Annotated in this window: 17 protein-coding genes; 16 read left to right on the forward strand and 1 reads right to left on the reverse strand. The window is 70.4% G+C overall.

The window, feature by feature from the left end; all coding sequences use genetic code 11:
- From TU34_RS09585 to aroB, 6 genes are all read left to right on the forward strand, one after another.
- Positions 1 to 1,551, forward strand: a 1,551-nt coding sequence (locus tag TU34_RS09585) for an endolytic transglycosylase MltG (RefSeq protein WP_052688842.1), incomplete at its 5' end; no start/stop codon positions are given.
- Positions 1,542 to 2,381, forward strand: coding sequence for a shikimate dehydrogenase (locus TU34_RS09590; RefSeq protein WP_045822663.1), 840 nt, complete (start codon positions 1,542 to 1,544; stop codon positions 2,379 to 2,381). The genes TU34_RS09585 and TU34_RS09590, both read left to right, overlap by 10 nt.
- 130 nt (positions 2,382 to 2,511) lie before the next feature.
- Entirely contained in the window at positions 2,512 to 2,952 is a 441-nt protein-coding gene (locus TU34_RS22980; RefSeq protein ID WP_160298517.1) for a prepilin peptidase, read from the forward strand.
- 48 nt (positions 2,953 to 3,000) lie between these two features.
- Positions 3,001 to 4,227 (forward strand): chorismate synthase, encoded by a 1,227-nt coding sequence (gene aroC / locus TU34_RS09600; RefSeq protein WP_045822664.1) that lies wholly within the window; start codon positions 3,001 to 3,003, stop codon positions 4,225 to 4,227.
- Positions 4,224 to 4,826 carry a shikimate kinase gene (locus TU34_RS09605; protein WP_045822665.1) on the forward strand — a complete coding sequence of 201 codons (603 nt, stop codon included), beginning with the start codon at positions 4,224 to 4,226 and terminating at the stop codon, positions 4,824 to 4,826. The genes aroC and TU34_RS09605 overlap by 4 nt, the downstream gene beginning before the upstream one ends.
- Positions 4,823 to 5,953: a 3-dehydroquinate synthase gene (gene aroB, locus TU34_RS09610; RefSeq protein WP_045822666.1), complete on the forward strand. Its 1,131-nt coding sequence runs from the start codon at positions 4,823 to 4,825 to the stop codon at positions 5,951 to 5,953. Before TU34_RS09605 ends, aroB begins: the two co-directional genes overlap by 4 nt.
- Positions 5,954 to 6,005: 52 nt before the next feature.
- On the opposite strand, the gene TU34_RS09615 is transcribed toward aroB, so the two are convergent.
- Positions 6,006 to 6,494 carry a B-4DMT family transporter gene (locus TU34_RS09615; protein WP_045822667.1) on the reverse strand — a complete coding sequence of 163 codons (489 nt, stop codon included), beginning with the start codon at positions 6,492 to 6,494 and terminating at the stop codon, positions 6,006 to 6,008.
- 73 nt (positions 6,495 to 6,567) lie between these two features.
- Between TU34_RS09615 and TU34_RS09620 the strand changes: the two genes are divergently transcribed.
- The 10 genes from TU34_RS09620 to pyrF all read left to right on the forward strand — a co-directional run bounded on the left by TU34_RS09620 (position 6,568) and on the right by pyrF (position 17,656).
- A complete protein-coding gene (locus tag TU34_RS09620; RefSeq protein ID WP_150116473.1) occupies positions 6,568 to 7,695 on the forward strand; it encodes an aminopeptidase P family protein in 1,128 nt (375 codons plus the stop codon).
- A gap of 67 nt (positions 7,696 to 7,762) precedes the next feature.
- Positions 7,763 to 8,326, forward strand: a complete 564-nt coding sequence (gene efp / locus TU34_RS09625) for an elongation factor P (protein ID WP_045822748.1) — start codon at positions 7,763 to 7,765, stop codon at positions 8,324 to 8,326.
- Positions 8,327 to 8,359: 33 nt separating this feature from the next.
- Complete coding sequence (gene nusB, locus TU34_RS09630) at positions 8,360 to 8,836, forward strand: transcription antitermination factor NusB (protein WP_045822668.1); 477 nt, start codon at positions 8,360 to 8,362, stop codon at positions 8,834 to 8,836.
- A 108-nt stretch (positions 8,837 to 8,944) separates the two neighbouring features.
- On the forward strand, positions 8,945 to 9,562 hold the full coding sequence (gene pyrR, locus TU34_RS09635) for a bifunctional pyr operon transcriptional regulator/uracil phosphoribosyltransferase PyrR (RefSeq protein WP_045822669.1): 618 nt from the start codon (positions 8,945 to 8,947) through the stop codon (positions 9,560 to 9,562).
- Positions 9,562 to 10,506, forward strand: a complete 945-nt coding sequence (locus TU34_RS09640; RefSeq protein ID WP_045822670.1) for an aspartate carbamoyltransferase catalytic subunit — start codon at positions 9,562 to 9,564, stop codon at positions 10,504 to 10,506. The genes pyrR and TU34_RS09640 overlap by 1 nt, the downstream gene beginning before the upstream one ends.
- On the forward strand, positions 10,503 to 11,801 hold the full coding sequence (locus TU34_RS09645) for a dihydroorotase (RefSeq protein WP_045822671.1): 1,299 nt from the start codon (positions 10,503 to 10,505) through the stop codon (positions 11,799 to 11,801). The genes TU34_RS09640 and TU34_RS09645 overlap by 4 nt, the downstream gene beginning before the upstream one ends.
- Positions 11,798 to 12,361, forward strand: coding sequence for a PH-like domain-containing protein (locus TU34_RS09650; protein ID WP_045822672.1), 564 nt, complete (start codon positions 11,798 to 11,800; stop codon positions 12,359 to 12,361). The genes TU34_RS09645 and TU34_RS09650 overlap by 4 nt, the downstream gene beginning before the upstream one ends.
- The gene (carA, locus tag TU34_RS09655) at positions 12,358 to 13,479 is read left to right on the forward strand and encodes a glutamine-hydrolyzing carbamoyl-phosphate synthase small subunit (RefSeq protein WP_045822673.1); all 1,122 of its coding nucleotides are present in this window, start codon (positions 12,358 to 12,360) and stop codon (positions 13,477 to 13,479) included. Before TU34_RS09650 ends, carA begins: the two co-directional genes overlap by 4 nt.
- Positions 13,479 to 16,805 (forward strand): carbamoyl-phosphate synthase large subunit, encoded by a 3,327-nt coding sequence (carB, locus tag TU34_RS09660; RefSeq protein WP_045822674.1) that lies wholly within the window; start codon positions 13,479 to 13,481, stop codon positions 16,803 to 16,805. The genes carA and carB overlap by 1 nt, the downstream gene beginning before the upstream one ends.
- Positions 16,802 to 17,656, forward strand: coding sequence for an orotidine-5'-phosphate decarboxylase (gene pyrF / locus TU34_RS09665; RefSeq protein ID WP_045822675.1), 855 nt, complete (start codon positions 16,802 to 16,804; stop codon positions 17,654 to 17,656). The genes carB and pyrF overlap by 4 nt, the downstream gene beginning before the upstream one ends.
- Positions 17,657 to 17,963 lie beyond the last annotated feature (307 nt).

Genomic DNA, 17,963 nt, shown 5'->3' on the forward strand with positions numbered 1-17,963 from the left:
GACCTCCCCCCGCTCGACCCACGACGTACCCGCAGCGACGACGGGCGTGCCGACACCGCCGGCGAAGCGCTGTGGCAGGAGCCCCGGCGCGCCCAGCCCCGGGCGATCCCCCCGATCGACCGCGCGCCCGAGCGGCACCGACCCGACGAGCGGCACCGACCCGACGAGCGGTTCCGACACGACGAGCGGTTCCGACACGACGACCGAGCCCAGGACGGCGGCCCCGGTCCCACCTCGGCGCCCCAGGCCGATCAGGCGATGTGGGCACCGGTGGGCGACGACCCGGCCACGGCGCCCCTCGGCCGTCCCGACATCCCCGGCGACGACCCGCGCCGTGACCCCGGGCCCCGCAGCCGCCGCAGTGGCGACCGAGGTGGCCACGGTCGCCGCGCGACCGCACAGATGCAGGCCCGTAAGCGACGACGCCGGGTGGTGCTGGCGCTGGTGATGGTCTTCATGGTCGCGGTCATCGGTTCGCTGGGATACGTCGGCCTGCGGATGACCGGCTATTTCGTCGACGACGACGACTACTCGAACGCATCCGGTACCGGGGACGTGCTCGTCTCCATCCCGCAGGACTCGACCCTCACCCAATTCGGTCAGATCCTGCGCGACCGCGGCGTGGTCGCCAGCGTGCGCGCGTTCACCGACGCCGCCGGATCGGGCTCCATCTCCGCAGGGTTCTACAAACTCCGGACCGGGATCCCGGCGGCGACGGCGGTGTCGATGCTCGACGGCGACGCGAACCGCGTGGGCCGTGTGGTGATCCCGCCGGGCCGCCAACTCGACACCAAGCAGACCGCCGACGGTTCGCCGAGCACGGGCATCTTCGCGATGATCGCGCAGGCCACCACGGTCACGATCGACGGCCGCCGATCCGGGGTCACCCAGGAGCAACTGGCCCAGGCCGCCGCGACCGCCTCGCCCACCGACCTCGGGGTGCCGTCGTGGGCCACGGCCGACGTGGAACGCCTCAACGGTGACCATCGACGCATCGAGGGCCTCATCGCGCCCGTGGCGTTCGAGGCCATCGACCCGACGCTGTCGCCGACCGCCATGCTCAAGTACCTGATCACCACCAGCGCAACGCTGTTCGATCAGTGGGGACTGCTCGACCGCAACGACACCGGGTTGAGCCCGTACCAGAACCTGGTGTCGGCGTCGGTGGTCGAGAAGGAGGTCGCCGATCCCGACGACTACGGCAAGGTCGCCCGCGTCATCCTCAACCGCCTGGGCAAGAACCAGAAGCTGGAGATGGACTCGACCGCGAACTACACCGCTGCGGTGGTGAACATCGACGTCTCCGGCGACGCGTACACCGCTGACACGAAGTGGAACACCTACCAGGTCAACGGCCTCCCTGCGACACCCATCGGGTCGGTCGGCAAGGCCCCACTCCAGGCCACCGACAACCCACCGGCCGGCAACTGGATCTACTTCGTGGCCGTCGACCCGCAGGGGACGACGTTGTTCACCGAGGACTACGCCGAACACCTCCGCAACCGGCAGAAGGCCTGCGACAACAAGGTCCTCGCCGTCGGATGCCGGTGACCGCTGCACCGTCGACGGTCCGTAGGGCCGCGGTCCTCGGGTCGCCGATCGGTCATTCGCGTTCCCCCGACCTGCACCTGGCGGCCTATCGCGCACTGGGACTCGCGGATTGGACCTACGAGCGGATCGAGTGCACCGCAGAGCAACTCGGTGACCTCGTCGACGGTCTCGACGACAGTTGGGTCGGGCTGTCGGTGACCATGCCCGCGAAGGTGGCCGCCCTCGACCACGCCGACGAGGTCACCGGGCGGGCGGCCATGGTGGGTTCGGCGAACACCCTCGTGCGCACACCGGCGGGATGGTCGGCGGACTGCACCGACATCGACGGGGTGACCGGGGCGTTGCGCGAACTGGGTGCCGAGAGTCTCGACGGCGCCTCGACGGTCGTGCTCGGAGCAGGCGGGACCGCGCGCCCGGCGCTGGCCGCCCTGGCCGCCGCCGGTGCGGGATCGGTGACGGTGGTGGTCCGCGAAACCGCCCGCGCCACAACACTTCTCGAGCTCGCCGACACGCTCGGACTCTCCGCCGAGGTGGTCGACTTCGCGCCCTCGGACGATCTCGCGTCACGCTGCGCGTCCGCCGCGGTCACCGTCAGCACGGTGCCCGCGCAGGCCGCGGCCCCTCTGGCGGTGTCGGTGGCGGCGTCGCCGCGCCTCGTCGACGCCATCTACGCCCCGTGGCCGACCCCACTGGCCGCCGCCGTCACCGACCGCGGCGGCGCGGTCGCGGGCGGGCTCGTGATGCTGCTCCACCAGGCCGTCACCCAGGTCGAACTGTTCACCGGCCGAGCGGCCCCGCGCGATGCGATGGCCGCCGCCCTCGCCCGCTGACCCCTGGGGAGCCGGGTCGGCATCGGTATCGATCCACAGTTGTGACACACCGGTGACTGCGCCGTCGGTTGTCCCCAGGTGGACCACATCGGACGCGACGCGGTGCGCCGCCATCGCCCACGATCATCGGGTGATCACGACCTCGGCCGTCTGCGCGGTGACCCTGCTGGTGGTCCCGGCATGGTTGATGGTGCTCACCGGCCACGACCTGCGCTCACGCACACTGCCCAACCGGCTGACCGTGCCCGCGGTGATCGCGGCAGCGGTCGCGGCGACCTGTCACGGGGGTGTCGCCTTGTCGGTCCTGGCGCTGTCGGTGCCGTACCTGCTCACCTGCCTCGCCGGCGGGTGCGGTGGTGGTGACGTCAAGCTCGCCGCGGCGCTCGGTGGCCTCGTGGCCGACCCGGGCCGATCTCTCGTCGTCGTGGTGGCCGCATCGCTGCTGAGCCTCGCCGCGGCCGGGGTGATCGCGGTGCGGGGCCGGGGGAGTGAGGGTCGCGCGCCGCGGCCGCACGGGCCCGCCCTGGTGGCCGCCGCGCTGATCGCCGGTGGGCTGCTGCCCGCCGGCTGACGCACGTGCGGCGGGAGGCCGCACACCGACGTGGAAGAATGATCACTCGTGCTGCGCTGGATAACTGCCGGAGAATCCCACGGCCCCGCCCTGGTCGCCCTCGTCGAAGGGATGATCGCCGGTGTCTCGGTCACGTCCGACGACATCGCCGCCCAGCTCGCCCGCAGGCGGCTGGGCCATGGCCGCGGTGCCCGCATGAAGTTCGAGGCCGACAAGGTCACCGTCGTCGGCGGTGTCCGGCACGGCCTCACCCAGGGCGGCCCCGTCGCCATCGAGATCGCCAACACCGAGTGGCCCAAGTGGGAGACGGTGATGGCGGCCGACCCCGTCGACGCCGCCGAGCTGGCCGATGTTGCCCGCAATGCCCCGCTCACCCGCCCGCGCCCCGGCCACGCCGACTACTCCGGCATGCTCAAGTACGACTTCGACGACGCCCGTCCGGTCCTCGAGCGGGCGAGCGCCCGCGAGACCGCCGCACGCGTCGCCGCCGCCACCGTGGCACGCAACTTCCTGCGTCAGGTGCTCGGCGCCGAGGTCCTGAGTCACGTGGTGTCGATCGGGGCGTCCGACCCGTTCGACGGTCCGAGCCCCACGCCGGCCGATCTCGACCGCATCGACGCCAGCCCGGTGCGCGCCGCGTCCGAGACCGCAGAGGCCTCGATGATCGCCGAGATCGAGGCCGCGAAGAAGGAGGGCGACACCCTCGGCGGGGTCGTCGAGGTCATCGTGACCGGCCTGCCGGTCGGCCTCGGCTCCCACGTCAGCGGTGAGACCCGGCTCGACGCACGTCTCGCATCGGCATTGATGGGCATCCAGGCGATGAAGGGTGTCGAGGTGGGCGACGGTTTCGCGACCGCCCGCCGCCGCGGCAGCCAGGCCCACGACGAGATGGTCCCCGGGCCCGACGGCGTCCTGCGCTCGACGAACCGTGCCGGCGGCCTCGAGGGCGGCATGACCAACGGTGAGGACCTCCGCGTCCGTGTGGCCATGAAGCCGATCTCGACGGTGCCGCGTGCGTTGTCGACCGTGGACATGTCCACCGGCGAACAAGCCAGCGCCATCCACCAGCGGTCGGACGTGTGCGCGGTCCCCGCCGCGGGAGTGGTCGCCGAGGCGATGGTGGCGCTCGTCGTCGCGCAGGCGGCGCTCGACAAATTCGGTGGCGACTCGGTGACCGAGACCGCCGACAACGTGGCGCGCTACCGCGAGCGTGTCGCCGCACGCCTCGCCCACGGCGACGCCGCCGCCTCGGTTCCGCGTCCCGCCGCCGGATGACCTCCGACCCACCCGCGAACGGCACGGCCGGACCCGTCGTCCTGATCGGGTTCATGGGTGCGGGGAAGTCGACGGTCGGATCGGTGCTGGCCGCCCATCTCGGCGTCGAGTACCTCGACACCGATCACGAGATCGTCCGACGCACGGGGCGGTCGATCGCCGACATCTTCGCCACCGACGGCGAGGAACGGTTCCGTGAGGTCGAGACCGCGGTCATCTCCGATGTGCTCACCAATCACCGTGGTGTCGTGGCCCTCGGTGGCGGCGCCGTCCTGAGCCCCGAGGTCCGGCGCGTCCTGTCCGGGCATCGGGTCGTGCACCTCTATGTCGCACCCGCCGCAGGTTTCGCCCGGGTCGAGGGTTCGGCCCGTCCGCTCCTGCAGGTCGACGCCGACGGCCGCACCCCGCGAGAGCGGTACGTCGCCCTGCACGCCGCACGGGCCGCGGTCTACGCCGAGGTGGCGACCGTCCGTGTGGACACCGACGACGCCGACCCCGTGACCGTCGCCGGGCGTATCCGTGTGCTGCTCGACCCCGCGACGCCGTCGTCGGACCGCTCCCACCCGCACCACCCCGATCCCCGAGAGGCCTCCTCGTGACCGAGCCCACCACCGAGCCCACCCACACCGAGCCCACCCGCATCCGGGTCGCCACGGCCGACCCGTACGACGTGGTGATCGGGCGTGATCTCCTCACCGATCTCGTCACGGCCGCCGGCGGTGCCGACCACATCGCGATCCTGTATCAGCCGCCGCTGATCAAGACCGCAGAGGCGGTGCGCGAGGTGCTGGCCGAGGCGGGCTTCGACGCCCATCGCATCGAGATCCCCGACGCCGAGGCCGGCAAGGACCTGTCGGTGGCAGCCTTCTGCTGGGAGGTGTTCGGTCGGATCGGCATGAAGCGCAACGACGTGGTCATCGGCCTCGGCGGCGGTGCCGCCACCGACCTCGCCGGGTTCGTCGCCGCCACCTGGATGCGCGGCATCGGCGTGATCCATCTGCCGACGACGCTGCTCGGCATGGTCGACGCGGCGGTGGGTGGCAAGACCGGCATCAACACCGACGCGGGCAAGAACCTGGTCGGCTCGTTCCACGAGCCCCGTGCGGTGCTCATCGACACCGCGACCCTCGAGACGGTGCCGCCCAACGAGATCATCGCCGGGCTCGCCGAGGTCATCAAGACCGGGTTCATCGCCGATCCGGAGATCCTCACCCTGATCGAGGCCGACCCGGTCGCCGCACGCGATCCGTCGGGATCGGTTCTGCCCGAACTGATCCGACGCTCGGTACAGGTCAAGGCCGATGTGGTGGCCGCCGATCTGCGCGAGTCGTCACTGCGGGAGATCCTCAACTACGGCCACACCCTCGCCCACGCGATCGAACGTCGGGAGCAGTACCGGTGGCGCCACGGGGCCGCGGTCTCGGTCGGTCTGATGTACGCCGCGGAACTGGGCCGTCTGGCCGGGCGCCTCGACGACGCCACCGCCGATCGACACCGCAGCATCCTGGAGTCGGTGGGGCTGCCCACCGGCTACGACGAGGACGCCTTCCCGGCGTTGCTCGAGACGATGGCAGGGGACAAGAAGAACCGGTCGGGCATGCTGCGGTTCGTGGTGCTCGACGGGCTGGCTCGGCCGGGACGACTCGAGGGTCCCGATCCCGGTCTGCTGGTCGCCGCCTACTCCGCGATCGCGCGGTCGGCGTCGCCCGGGGGCATCCTGCTCTGACCCGCACGCCGCGGGCGCCGACCGTTCGAGGGCCGGTCCGCGGGGCGCGGCCTCAGTGGCTGTCGGCGGTCTGGCGCTGCGAGGTGTCGGCGTCGCTGTTCTGCTTGGTGTTCTTGGCGCGCTGGCGCCGTGCTAGCAGGCGTCCCACCGCGGCGCCGACGAGTGCGGCGAGGAACACCAGCAGGGTGGTGAACGAGCCGCCCGCGAAGATCTCGACGAAGATCGAGTTCTGACCCATACCCGCGACCAGGTAGTTGCTCAGGGCCCACGAGACGATCGCCGAGACGACACCGGTGAACAGTCCGGCCTTGAGCCAGCGGATGGTGAGGTCGTCGTAGTCCTCGGGGTCGTCGTGGGCGCGACCGTCGGCGATGCCGTCGACGCCGCCCCAGATGATCGCGATGAGGACGACGACCGCGACGGCGATGGTCTTCCAGTACGTGCCCTGCAACGGGGCGTGCACGATCGCGAGACCGAGCAGCACCCGGGCCACCACGTGGACCACCGACATCGACACACCACGCAACAACCAGGCAACCATGGGCGGAAGCGTACCCAACGCCCTCGGCGCCGTGTGCCGCAACACACACTTCCTGCGCGGTAGCGTGGCTGCGATGACCTCCCTGGCACCGTCGGTGACCGATCCGCACGACGTCCATCGGGCTCGTCGCGACCGTCTGCGCGCGGCCCTGACCGACGTCGGCGCCGATCACGCCCTCATCGGCGACCTCGTCAACGTCCGCTACCTGACCGGGTTCACCGGTTCCAACGCCGCGGTCGCGATCGCCGCGAGCGGTCCCGACGACGACCGCATCGCCACCGACGGTCGGTACGTGACGCAGGTGTCCGAGCAGGTCCCCGACCTGGTCGGGGTGATCGGTCGGAACTGCCCCGCGACCCTGCTCGGCGGGTTCGCCGGGGGATCGGTGGTCGCGGTGGAGGAACACGCGATGACGGTCGCGACCTGGCGTGCGCTGGGTGCCGACGCCGACGCCACGAGCCCCTCGATCCGCCTCGTGGCCCTGGGGCCGCGGGTAGAGCAGTTGCGGGTGGTGAAGGACGAGAGCGAGATCGAGCTGCTGCGGCAGGCCTGTCAGGCCGCCGACGTGGCGCTGGCCACCATCATCGAACGCGGCGTCATCGTGCCCGGGCAGACCGAGCGGCAGGTGGCACGCGCCCTGGAATGGGAGATGTACGCGTGCGGGGCCGACGACATCTCCTTCGAGACGATCGTCGCCGCCGGAGCCAACTCCGCGGTACCGCACCACCGTCCGACCGATGCCGTGCTCGCCTCCGGCGACTTCGTGAAGATCGACTTCGGGGCCGTCGTGGGCGGGTACCACTCCGACATGACGCGCACCTACGTCCTCGACCACGCCGCGGACTGGCAGCGGGAGATCTACGACCTCGTCGCCGCGGCCCAACAGGTGGGTCGCGAGGCGCTGGCGCCCGACGCCGACGCGCGTGGGGTCGACGCCGCCGCACGCGCGGTGATCGACGCCGCGGGGTACGGCGAGAACTACGTCCACGGCCTCGGACACGGCGTCGGTCTGCAGATACACGAAGCGCCGGCGATCGGTGCAAGTGCGACGGGTACACTGCCATGCGGTGCGGCAGTCACCGTGGAACCCGGTGTGTACCTGCCCGGCAGAGGTGGTGTCCGCATCGAGGACACGCTGGTGGTCCGCGAGGGCGTTCCCGAGCTGCTGACCACCACCGACAAATCATTCTCCGTCATCTAGGGGCGTCCGAACGTCCCGACGACGATGACCATGCGCCCGCTCGCGGGTGGAAGGAAGCGACACACACGTGGCCAGTACCGCAGATTTCAAGAACGGGCTCGTTCTCCGGATGGACGACCAGTTGTGGCAGATCCAGGAGTTCCAGCACGTCAAGCCCGGTAAGGGTCCGGCGTTCGTGCGCACCAAGATCCGCAACGTGCTCTCGGGCAAGATCGTCGACAAGACGTTCAACGCCGGCGTGAAGGTCGAGACCGCGACCGTCGACCGACGGGACATGACGTTCCTCTACAAGGACGGCGCCGACTTCGTCTTCATGGACTCGGAGAACTACGAGCAGATCTCGGTCAGTCCGCAGACGCTCGGCGACGGCCACAAGTTCCTCCTCGAGAACATGAAGGTCCAGGTCGCCATGCACGACGGCAACCCCCTCTACGTCGAGCTCCCCGTCACCGTCGAGGTGCTCGTGGCCCAGACCGATCCCGGTGTGCAGGGTGACCGGTCGACCGGCGGCACCAAGCCGGCGACGCTCGAGACCGGCGCCGAGATCAACGTCCCGCTGTTCATCAACACCGGCGACAAGCTCAAGGTCGACTCCCGCGACGGCAACTACCTCGGTCGCGTGAACTCGTGACCTCGGTTCGTCCGCTCTGCGTGTGAGGGCCGCGTGAAACAACCCGGAACCCGACACAAGGCGCGGCAACGCGCCGTCGACCTGTTGTTCGAGGCCGAGGCCAAGGACGTCTCGCCGATGGAGCTCATCGCGCAGCGGCGTGAGCTCGTCGTCGACGACGAGAGCATCGGGATGATCCATCCCTACACCGCCCGGGTCGTCGAGGGCCTCACCGCCGATCGCGCACAGATCGACGCCGTCCTCACCTCGCACCTGCGCGAGTGGACCCTGCCCCGACTGCCCGCCGTCGACCGCGCGATCCTGCGCCTCGCGGCGTGGGAGTTGTTCAACACCCACGACGTCCCGCCCGTCGTCGTGGTCGACGAGGCCGTCGAGCTCGCCAAGGAACTGTCGACCGATGAGTCGCCCGCCTTCGTCAACGGCGTGCTCGGTCGGATCGTGACCCTCGCCCCGCAGGTGCGGGCCGCGTCGATCGCGACCGGATCGGAGCCCGACACCGCCGGCGAGTGACGCAGCTCGCTCGAGGCGGGTTCGGCGCGCGGCGACTGTTAAGGTTCTCCGCGGAAGCAGGCATCCTTTAACGATCCGTCCCGTGAGGCGGAGAAGGAGGTCGGGTAGGTGACACCGGCAGACGGCGCGCCCGATGATCGGCGGATTCTCCTCGATTCCGGTGACGTGGCCCGGACGATCGCGCGGATGGCCCATCAGGTCATCGAGAAGACCGCACTCGACGACCCGCAGGCGCCCCGGGTCGTGGTCCTCGGGATCCCCACGCGAGGAACGACTCTCGCCCAACGTCTCGTCGACCGCATCCGTGAGTTCTCCGGCGTCGACGTCGGTGTCGGGTACCTCGACATCACCCTCTACCGCGACGACCTGCGCGCACAGCCGCACCGGCCCCTCGAGCGCACCTCGGTTCCCGCCGGTGGCGTCGACGCGGCGCTGGTGATCCTCGTCGACGACGTCCTCTACTCCGGTCGCACCGTCCGGGCGGCACTCGACGCCCTCCGCGATCTCGGACGCCCGTCGGCGGTACAGCTCGCGGTCCTCGTCGATCGCGGGCACCGTGAACTGCCGCTGCGCGCGGACTACGTCGGCAAGAACATCCCCACCTCGCGCACCGAGGACGTCTCGGTGCAGCTCGTCGAGCACGACGGGATCGACCAGGTCGTCCTCGCCCCGGCCGCCCGATCCGCAGCGACTCGGCCGGCCGCCGGCGAGAGGCGGACACGCTGATGCGACACCTGCTCTCGGTCGACGACCTCGACGCCGCGGCCGCGCACGGACTCCTCGACGAGGCCGAACGGTTCGAACAGGCGCTCCTCGGCCGTGAGGTCCGCAAGCTGCCGACGCTGCGCGGTCGCACCGTGATGACCCTGTTCTACGAGAACTCCACGCGCACCCGGGTGTCGTTCGAGGTCGCGGGCAAGTGGATGAGCGCCGACGTCATCAACGTCAGTGCCTCGAGTTCCTCTGCGGGCAAGGGGGAGTCGTTGCGCGACACCGCCAAGACCTTGCGTGCGGCAGGCGCCGACGCGTTGATCGTGCGCCACCCCGCCTCGGGTGCGGCCCATCAGATCGCGCGGTGGACCTCCGAGGACGGCGACGGGCCGGCGGTCATCAACGCCGGCGACGGCACCCACGAACACCCCACGCAGGCACTGCTCGACGCGTTGACGCTGCGGCAGCGACTCGGCTCCCTCGAGGGCAGGCGCATCGCGATCGTCGGCGACATCCTGCACTCGCGGGTCGCCCGGTCGAACGCGCACCTCCTGGCGACCCTCGGGGCGCAGGTGGTGCTCGTCGCGCCGCCGACACTGCTGCCGGTCGGTGTGTCGGTATGGCCCGTCGAGGTGTCCCACCACCTCGACGCCACCCTGCCCGGTGTCGACGCGGTGATGGTGCTGCGCGTGCAGGCCGAGCGCATGAACGGTGGGTTCTTCCCGTCGGCGCGGGAGTACTCGATCCGGTACGGCCTGAGCGAACGCCGCCTCGCCCTGCTCGACGACGACGCCATCGTGTTGCACCCGGGCCCGATGCTGCGCGGCATGGAGATCGGCTTCTCGGTGGCCGATTCACCCCGCGCCACGGTCCTGCAGCAGGTGAGCAACGGGGTGCACATGCGGATGGCCGTGCTGTTCCGACTGCTGGTCGGGACCGACGAGGAGGGTGTGTCGTGAGTGAGCAGCTGCTGATCGCCGATGTGCGTCCCTACGGCGAGGGCGACGCTGTCGACCTCCTCGTCGTCGACGGCGTGATCACCGAGATCGGCACCGACCTCTCGGCCGACGGGGTCGAGAGGGTCGACGGCCACGGTGGTGTGCTGCTGCCGGGCTTCGTCGACCTGCACACCCACCTGCGCGAGCCCGGTCGCGAGGACACCGAGACCATCGAGACCGGTTCGGCGGCAGCAGCTCTCGGCGGTTACACCGCGGTGTTCGCCATGGCCAACACCGATCCGGTCGCCGACTCGGCCGTGCTCACCGACCACGTGTGGACACGCGGTCAGAAGGTCGGTCTCGTCGACGTCCACCCCGTCGGTGCGGTGACCGTGGGCCTCGAGGGCACCCACCTCGCCGAACTGGGCGCGATGGCCGACGGTGTCGCGCAGGTCAAGATGTTCTCCGACGACGGCAAGTGCGTCCACGATCCGCTGCTCATGCGCCGCGCCCTGGAGTACGCGAGCGGACTCGGGGTCCTCATCGCCCAGCACGCCGAGGAACCACGACTGACCGTCGGTGCCATCGCCCACGAGGGGCCCACCGCGGCCCGCCTGGGTCTGGCCGGCTGGCCACGTTCGGCGGAGGAGTCGATCGTCGCCCGCGACGCGATCCTCGCCCGTGACGCCGGTGCGCGGGTGCACATCTGCCACGCGTCGACCGCGGGCACCGTCGAACTGTTGCGGTGGGCCAAGGCGCAGGGCATCGCGATCACCGCGGAGGTGACGCCGCACCATCTGCTCCTCGACGACTCCCGCCTGCAGACCTACGACGCGGTCAACAAGGTCAACCCGCCGCTGCGGGAGAGCAGCGACTGTGTCGCCCTGCGACAGGCACTGGTCGACGGTGTGATCGACTGCGTCGCCACCGACCACGCACCGCACGCCGAGCAGGACAAGTGCTGCGAGTTCGCTCAGGCCCGGCCCGGCATGCTCGGTCTGCAGACGGCGCTGTCGGTGATCGCGGCGACCGTGGTGGGGCCCGACGGCCTCGACTGGCGTGGCGTCGCCCGGGTTCTCAGCGAGCGACCCGCACAGATCGTCGGTCTCCCCGATCAGGGGCGCCCGATCGCGGTCGGCGAGCCGGCCAACCTCACCGTCGTCGACCCCGACGCGGAGTGGACGGTGTCGCGCAGCGCGCTGGCGAGCCTCAGCGCCAACACGCCGTTCGACACGATGACGCTGCCCGCACGGGTGGTCGCGACAGTCCTGCGCGGTCGGGTGACCGCGCTCGACGGACAGGTGCGATACCGATGAGCGGTGTGCTGGTGGTGGCGATCGTCGTCCTGGCGTGGCTGGGGGTCATCGCGCTCATGCTGCGCGGATGGCGCAATCGCGCACGCAGACAACAGGATCTGCTCGGTGCGTTCCCCGAGGTCCCGCTCGATCCCGGAGCGCTGCGGTTCGGTCCGCACACCGGGCTCTACGTCGGGTCCACCGTCGCACCGAGCTGGCAGGACCGGGTGGCCGTCGGCGACTACGGCGACCGCGCGTCGACGGAGTTCTCCGCGTTCGACAACGGCATCCTGCTCAGCCGGCACGGCGCGAACCCCATCTGGATCCCGCGGGAGTCGCTCGTCGCGGTCCGCACCGAGCGCGGCCTCGCCGGCAAGGTGATGACCGCCGACGGCGTGCTGGTGATCCGCTGGCGTCTGCCGTCGGGGACCGAGATCGATTCCGGTGTGCGCGCCGACGACAAGAGCGTCTATCCGACCTGGGTGGAACTCGACCCCCCGAAGACCACCGACACACCCGATCCGGCGGCCGACGGACCAGACGACAACCCCACCGACACAGCGAAGGAGCAACGATCATGACCACAGCGGTGTTGGTGCTCGAGAACGGGCAGGTGTTCACCGGCACGGCGTTCGGCGCCACCGGCCAGACCCTCGGCGAGGCGGTGTTCTGCACCGCGATGACCGGTTACCAGGAAACCCTCACCGACCCCAGCTACCACCGGCAGATCGTCGTCGCCACGGCCCCCCAGATCGGCAACACCGGCTGGAACACCGAGGACGACGAGAGCCGCGGCGGGCGCATCTGGGTGGCCGGATACGCGGTGCGCAACCCGACCCGCCGGGTGTCGAGCTGGCGGTCGACGGGAACCCTCGACGACGCGCTCGTCGAGCAGGGTGTCGTCGGGATCGCAGGCATCGACACCCGCGCCGTGACCCGCGTCCTGCGCGACCACGGGTCGATGCGCGCGGGCATCTTCTCCGGTGACGCTCTCGCCGACACCGACGTGCTGCTCGACCGGGTGCGCTCGGCGCCGTCGATGGCCGGCGCCGACCTGGCCGGTGAGGTCAGCACCGACTCCGAGTACGTCGTCGACGCGGTCGGGGAACACCGGTTCACCGTCGCCGCCATCGATCTCGGCATCAAGACCAACACGCCGAGGATGCTCGCGCAGCGCGGTGTCCGCGTGCACGTGTTCGGATCGTCGGTCGATCCGCAGGTCGTCACCGACCTCGCTCCCGACGGGGTGTTCCTGTCCAACGGACCCGGCGACCCGGCCACCGCCGACGACGCCGTCGCGCTGACCCGCAGCGTGCTCGACCGCCGGATCCCGTTGCTGGGCATCTGCTTCGGCAACCAGATCCTCGGCCGCGCACTGGGCCGCGACACCTACAAGATGAAGTTCGGTCACCGCGGCATCAACATCCCGGTGATCGACCACACCACCGGTCTGGTGTCGATCACCGCGCAGAACCACGGCTTCGCCCTCGAGGGCGAGGCGGGCGAGGAGTTCGACACCGACTTCGGGCGGGGACGGGTGAGCCACACCTGCGCCAACGACGGCACCGTCGAGGGTGTCGAGCTCGTCGACGGTCGCGCGTTCTCCGTGCAGTACCACCCCGAGGCGGCGGCCGGTCCCCACGACGCCGCATACCTGTTCGACCGATTCGTCACCGTGATGCAAGGAGTGCGTGCCTGATGCCCCGCCGCAGCGATATCGACCATGTCCTGGTGATCGGTTCGGGTCCCATCGTCATCGGCCAGGCGTGCGAGTTCGACTACTCGGGTACCCAGGCCTGCCGCGTGTTGCGCGCCGAGGGCCTGCGCGTGAGCCTGGTGAACTCGAACCCCGCGACGATCATGACCGACCCGGAGTTCGCCGACGCCACCTACGTCGAGCCGATCACCGCGGAGTACGTGGAGAAGGTGATCATCGCCGAGCGCGACGCCGGACACCCGATCGACGCCGTGCTCGCCACACTCGGCGGGCAGACCGCGCTGAACACCGCCGTGGCCCTGCACGAGCAGGGGATCCTCACCAAGTACGACATCGAGCTGATCGGCGCCGACTTCGACGCGATCCAGCGCGGCGAGGACCGGCAGAAGTTCAAGGACATCGTCGCCAAGGTCGGCGGCGAGAGCGCCCGCTCCCGTGTGTGTTTCACGATGGCCGAGTGCCACGACACCGTCGCCGAACTCGGCTACCCGGTGGTGGTGCGTCCGTCGTTCACCATGGGCGGTCTCGGTTCGGGCATGGCCTACGACGAGAACGACCTCAACCGCATCGCCGGCGGTGGCCTGGCGGCCTCGCCGACGGCCAACGTCCTCATCGAGGAGTCCATCCTCGGGTGGAAGGAGTACGAGCTCGAGCTGATGCGCGACGGCCGCGACAACGTGGTGGTCGTCTGCTCCATCGAGAACGTCGACCCGGTGGGCGTCCACACCGGCGACTCGGTCACCGTCGCACCCGCGATGACGCTCACCGACCGCGAATACCAGAAGATGCGCGACCTCTCCATCGACATCCTGCGCGAGGTGGGCGTCGACACCGGCGGGTGCAACATCCAGTTCGCGATGGACCCCGCCGACGGCCGCCTGGTGGTCATCGAGATGAACCCCCGGGTGTCGCGGTCGTCGGCGCTGGCGTCGAAGGCCACCGGGTTTCCGATCGCGAAGATCGCCGCGAAGCTCGCCGTCGGCTACTCCCTCGACGAGATCGTCAACGACATCACCGGCGAGACGCCGGCGTGCTTCGAGCCCACCCTCGACTACGTCGTCGTGAAGGCACCGCGGTTCGCGTTCGAGAAGTTCCCCGGCGCCGACGACACCCTGACGACCACCATGAAGTCGGTGGGCGAGGGCATGAGCCTCGGACGCAGCTTCGCCGAGGCACTGGGCAAGGTCATGCGGTCGATGGAGACCAAGGCGGGCGGTTTCTGGACCGACCCGGCCACCGACGACTCGCTCGAGCAGATCCTCGCCGACATCGCCACCCCGCGCGACGGGCGGCTCTACCGGATCATGGCGGCATTCGACCTCGGCGCGACCGTGGAACAGCTCTTCGACGCGACGAAGATCGATCCCTGGTTCCTGGCCGAGATCGAGGCCATCGGTGCGCTGGGCGCACGGGTCCGCACAGCCGACACCCTCGACGAGGACCTGCTGCGCGAGGCCAAGTCGCACGGCTTCTCCGACCGGCAGATCGCGGCTCTGCGCACCGATTTCGCCGACGACGCGGCTGTGGCCGCACATCGCTACGCCCTCGGCGTCAACCCGGTGTACAAGACCGTCGACACCTGCGCCGCCGAATTCGAGGCCAAGACGCCGTACCACTACTCGACCTACGAGACCGATCCCGCCGCCACCAGCGAGATCGCCCCGCAGACCGAACGCGGCAAGGTCCTGATCCTCGGATCGGGTCCCAACCGCATCGGCCAGGGCATCGAGTTCGACTACTCCTGCGTGCACGCCGCGACGACGCTGACCGACGCCGGCTACGAGACGGTGATGGTCAACTGCAACCCCGAGACCGTCTCCACCGACTACGACACCGCCGACCGGCTCTACTTCGAACCGCTGACGTTTGAGGACGTCGTCGAGGTGTACCGCGCCGAGTCCGCCTCGGGCACCGTCGTCGGTGTGATCGTGCAGCTCGGCGGCCAGACCCCGCTCGGGCTGGCGCGACGCCTCGAGGAGGCCGGCCTGCCCATCGTCGGCACCAGCCCCGCCGCCATCGACCTCGCCGAGGACCGCGGCGAGTTCGGCAAGGTCCTCGACGCCGCGGGCCTGCCCGCCGCGAAGTACGGGATGGCCACCACCTTCGCCGAGGCCCGCACCATCGCGGCGGACATCGGATACCCGGTGCTGGTCCGCCCGTCGTACGTCCTCGGCGGCCGCGGCATGGAGATCGTCTACGACGAGCCGTCGCTCGAGGGCTACATCTCCCGCGCGACCGAGCTCACCCCCGAGCACCCGGTGCTCGTCGACCGGTTCCTCGAGGACGCCGTCGAGATCGACGTCGACGCCCTGTGCGACGGCACCGAGGTGTACATCGGCGGGATCATGGAACACATCGAGGAGGCCGGCATCCACTCCGGCGACTCGGCCTGCGCTCTGCCCCCGGTCGCCCTCGGCAAGACCGACGTCGCCGCGGTGCGGCGCTCGACGGAGGCGCTGGCTCACGGCATCGGGGTGAAGGGCCTGCTCAACGTACAGTTCGCCCTCAAGGACGACATCCTCTACGTCCTCGAGGCCAACCCGCGGGCCAGCCGCACGGTCCCGTTCGTCTCGAAGGCGACCGCGGTGCAGCTGGCGAAGGCGTGCGCCCGGATCATGCTGGGGGAGTCGATCGCCGAGCTGCGCACCTCCGGTGTGCTGCCCGCGACCGGTGACGGCGGTGACCTCCCGGTGGGCGCGCCCATCGCGGTCAAGGAGGCCGTGTTGCCGTTCAACCGGTTCCGTCGCGCCGACGGCACCGGCGTCGACTCGCTGCTGAGCCCCGAGATGAAGTCGACCGGCGAGGTGATGGGCATCGACGCCGACTTCGGTCGGTCGTTCGCGAAGTCGCAGACCGCCGCCTACGGCTCGTTGCCGCTGTCGGGCAACATCTTCGTCTCGGTCGCGAACAAGGACAAGCGGGCCCTGTTGTTCCCGGTGAAGCGCCTCGCCGATCTCGGCTTCCACATCCTCGCCACCGAGGGAACCGCAGAGGTGTTGCGCCGCAACGGGATCACGTGCACACAGGTGTTCAAGCACTCCGACACCGACCTCCCCGAGGGCGCGGTGACCATCGTCGACACCATCCGGGCCGGAGAGGTCTCGATGGTCATCAACACCCCGTTCGGCAACTCCGGACCGCGCGTGGACGGCTACGAGATCCGCAGCGCCGCGGTGTCGGTGAACATCCCCTGCATCACCACCGTCCAGGGCGCCGGCGCGGCGGTGCAGGGCATCGAGGCCGCACTGGGCGGTGACATCGGGGTGATGTCCCTGCAGGAACGCCACCGCGTGATGCGCAGCTCGTGACCGATCCGGGTGGTCGCTCGGGCAGCGGGGGAGCCGACTACGCAGGCCGCCACCTCGACGCCGTCGCCCGCCGTGGCCGTCTGTGCGTGGGTGTGGACCCCCATCCGGGGCTGCTCGCCGCGTGGGGCCTCGCCGACGACGTCGGCGGGCTGCGTGCGTTCACCGAGACCGTGGTGCGCGCCGTGGCGCCGATCGCGGCCGCGATCAAACCCCAGGTGGCCCTGTTCGAGCGATTCGGTTCGGCCGGGTTCGGCGTGCTCGAGGAGGCCATCGCCGAGATCACCGCGGCGGGTGCGCTGGTCATCTCCGACGCCAAACGCGGTGACATCGGGTCCACCATGGCCGCCTACGCGCACGCGTGGCTGTCGCCGCGGTCGCCGTTGTGTTCCGACGCCGTCACCGTCTCGCCCTATCTGGGATTCGGGTCGCTCGACCCCGCGTTCGACGCCGCCGCGGAGTCGGGCCGCGGGGTGTTCGTCCTCGCCCGTACCTCCAATCCCGAGGGGGCGGCGCTGCAACTCGCCGACGCCCTGGGTACCACCGTCGCGCAGTCGGTGATCGACGCCGCCGCGGCCCGAAACAGCTCCGGACCCGCCGCACTGGGCGTGGTCGTCGGTGCCACACGTCCGCACGGTCTGTCACTCGAGGCACTGGGGGGACCGATCCTGGCGCCGGGCGTCGGAGCGCAGGGCGGCACGCCCGACGACGTCGCCCGCATCTTCGACGGCGCACACCGCTGGGTCCTGCCCGCGGTCTCGCGGGAGATCCTCGGCGCCGGTCCCGACCGCGCGGCTCTCGTGGCGGCGACCGAGTCGATGCGCGATGCGCTGGAGTCCGCCCTGCGCGGCTGAGGCCGTCCGCGCTCTCGCCCCAGCTCACGAGGGCAAAGCGACACGCTCGACGGGCTGAGCGATTACGACCGATCCGGGTTCGAACCACCCGTCACACACGTCCCATGCGCACCTCGACGGCCGCGGACCGACCGGGCGTCGTCGCTGAGCGCGAATAGGCTGTCCCGCAGCTGTTTTCGCCGACATCGGCGATCGTGGGGCGGCCGGGGGCGCCGGCGGCGTCGGACCGGGGCGAAATCCTCTACAACACGGTCTCTAGTGCGGAAATGGCGGGGTGGGGGTCGCAAATCCCAGCTCACGTCGGTAC

The organism is Williamsia herbipolensis (assembly GCF_000964005.1).
In the GTDB taxonomy this organism is placed as follows: domain Bacteria; phylum Actinomycetota; class Actinomycetes; order Mycobacteriales; family Mycobacteriaceae; genus Williamsia_A; species Williamsia_A herbipolensis.

Bases quoted from the DNA above. Each gene is read 5' to 3' on its own strand.
- TU34_RS09590 (WP_045822663.1), top strand. From the start codon at position 1,542: ATGCCGGTGACCGCTGCACCGTCGACGGTCCGTAGGGCCGCGGTCCTC.
- TU34_RS09605 (WP_045822665.1), top strand. From the start codon at position 4,224: ATGACCTCCGACCCACCCGCGAACGGCACGGCCGGACCCGTCGTCCTG.
- TU34_RS09615 (WP_045822667.1), bottom strand. From the start codon at position 6,494: ATGGTTGCCTGGTTGTTGCGTGGTGTGTCGATGTCGGTGGTCCACGTG.
- TU34_RS09620 (WP_150116473.1), top strand. From the start codon at position 6,568: ATGACCTCCCTGGCACCGTCGGTGACCGATCCGCACGACGTCCATCGG.
- TU34_RS09640 (WP_045822670.1), top strand. From the start codon at position 9,562: ATGCGACACCTGCTCTCGGTCGACGACCTCGACGCCGCGGCCGCGCAC.
- TU34_RS09650 (WP_045822672.1), top strand. From the start codon at position 11,798: ATGAGCGGTGTGCTGGTGGTGGCGATCGTCGTCCTGGCGTGGCTGGGG.
- carA (WP_045822673.1), top strand. From the start codon at position 12,358: ATGACCACAGCGGTGTTGGTGCTCGAGAACGGGCAGGTGTTCACCGGC.
- carB (WP_045822674.1), top strand. From the start codon at position 13,479: ATGCCCCGCCGCAGCGATATCGACCATGTCCTGGTGATCGGTTCGGGT.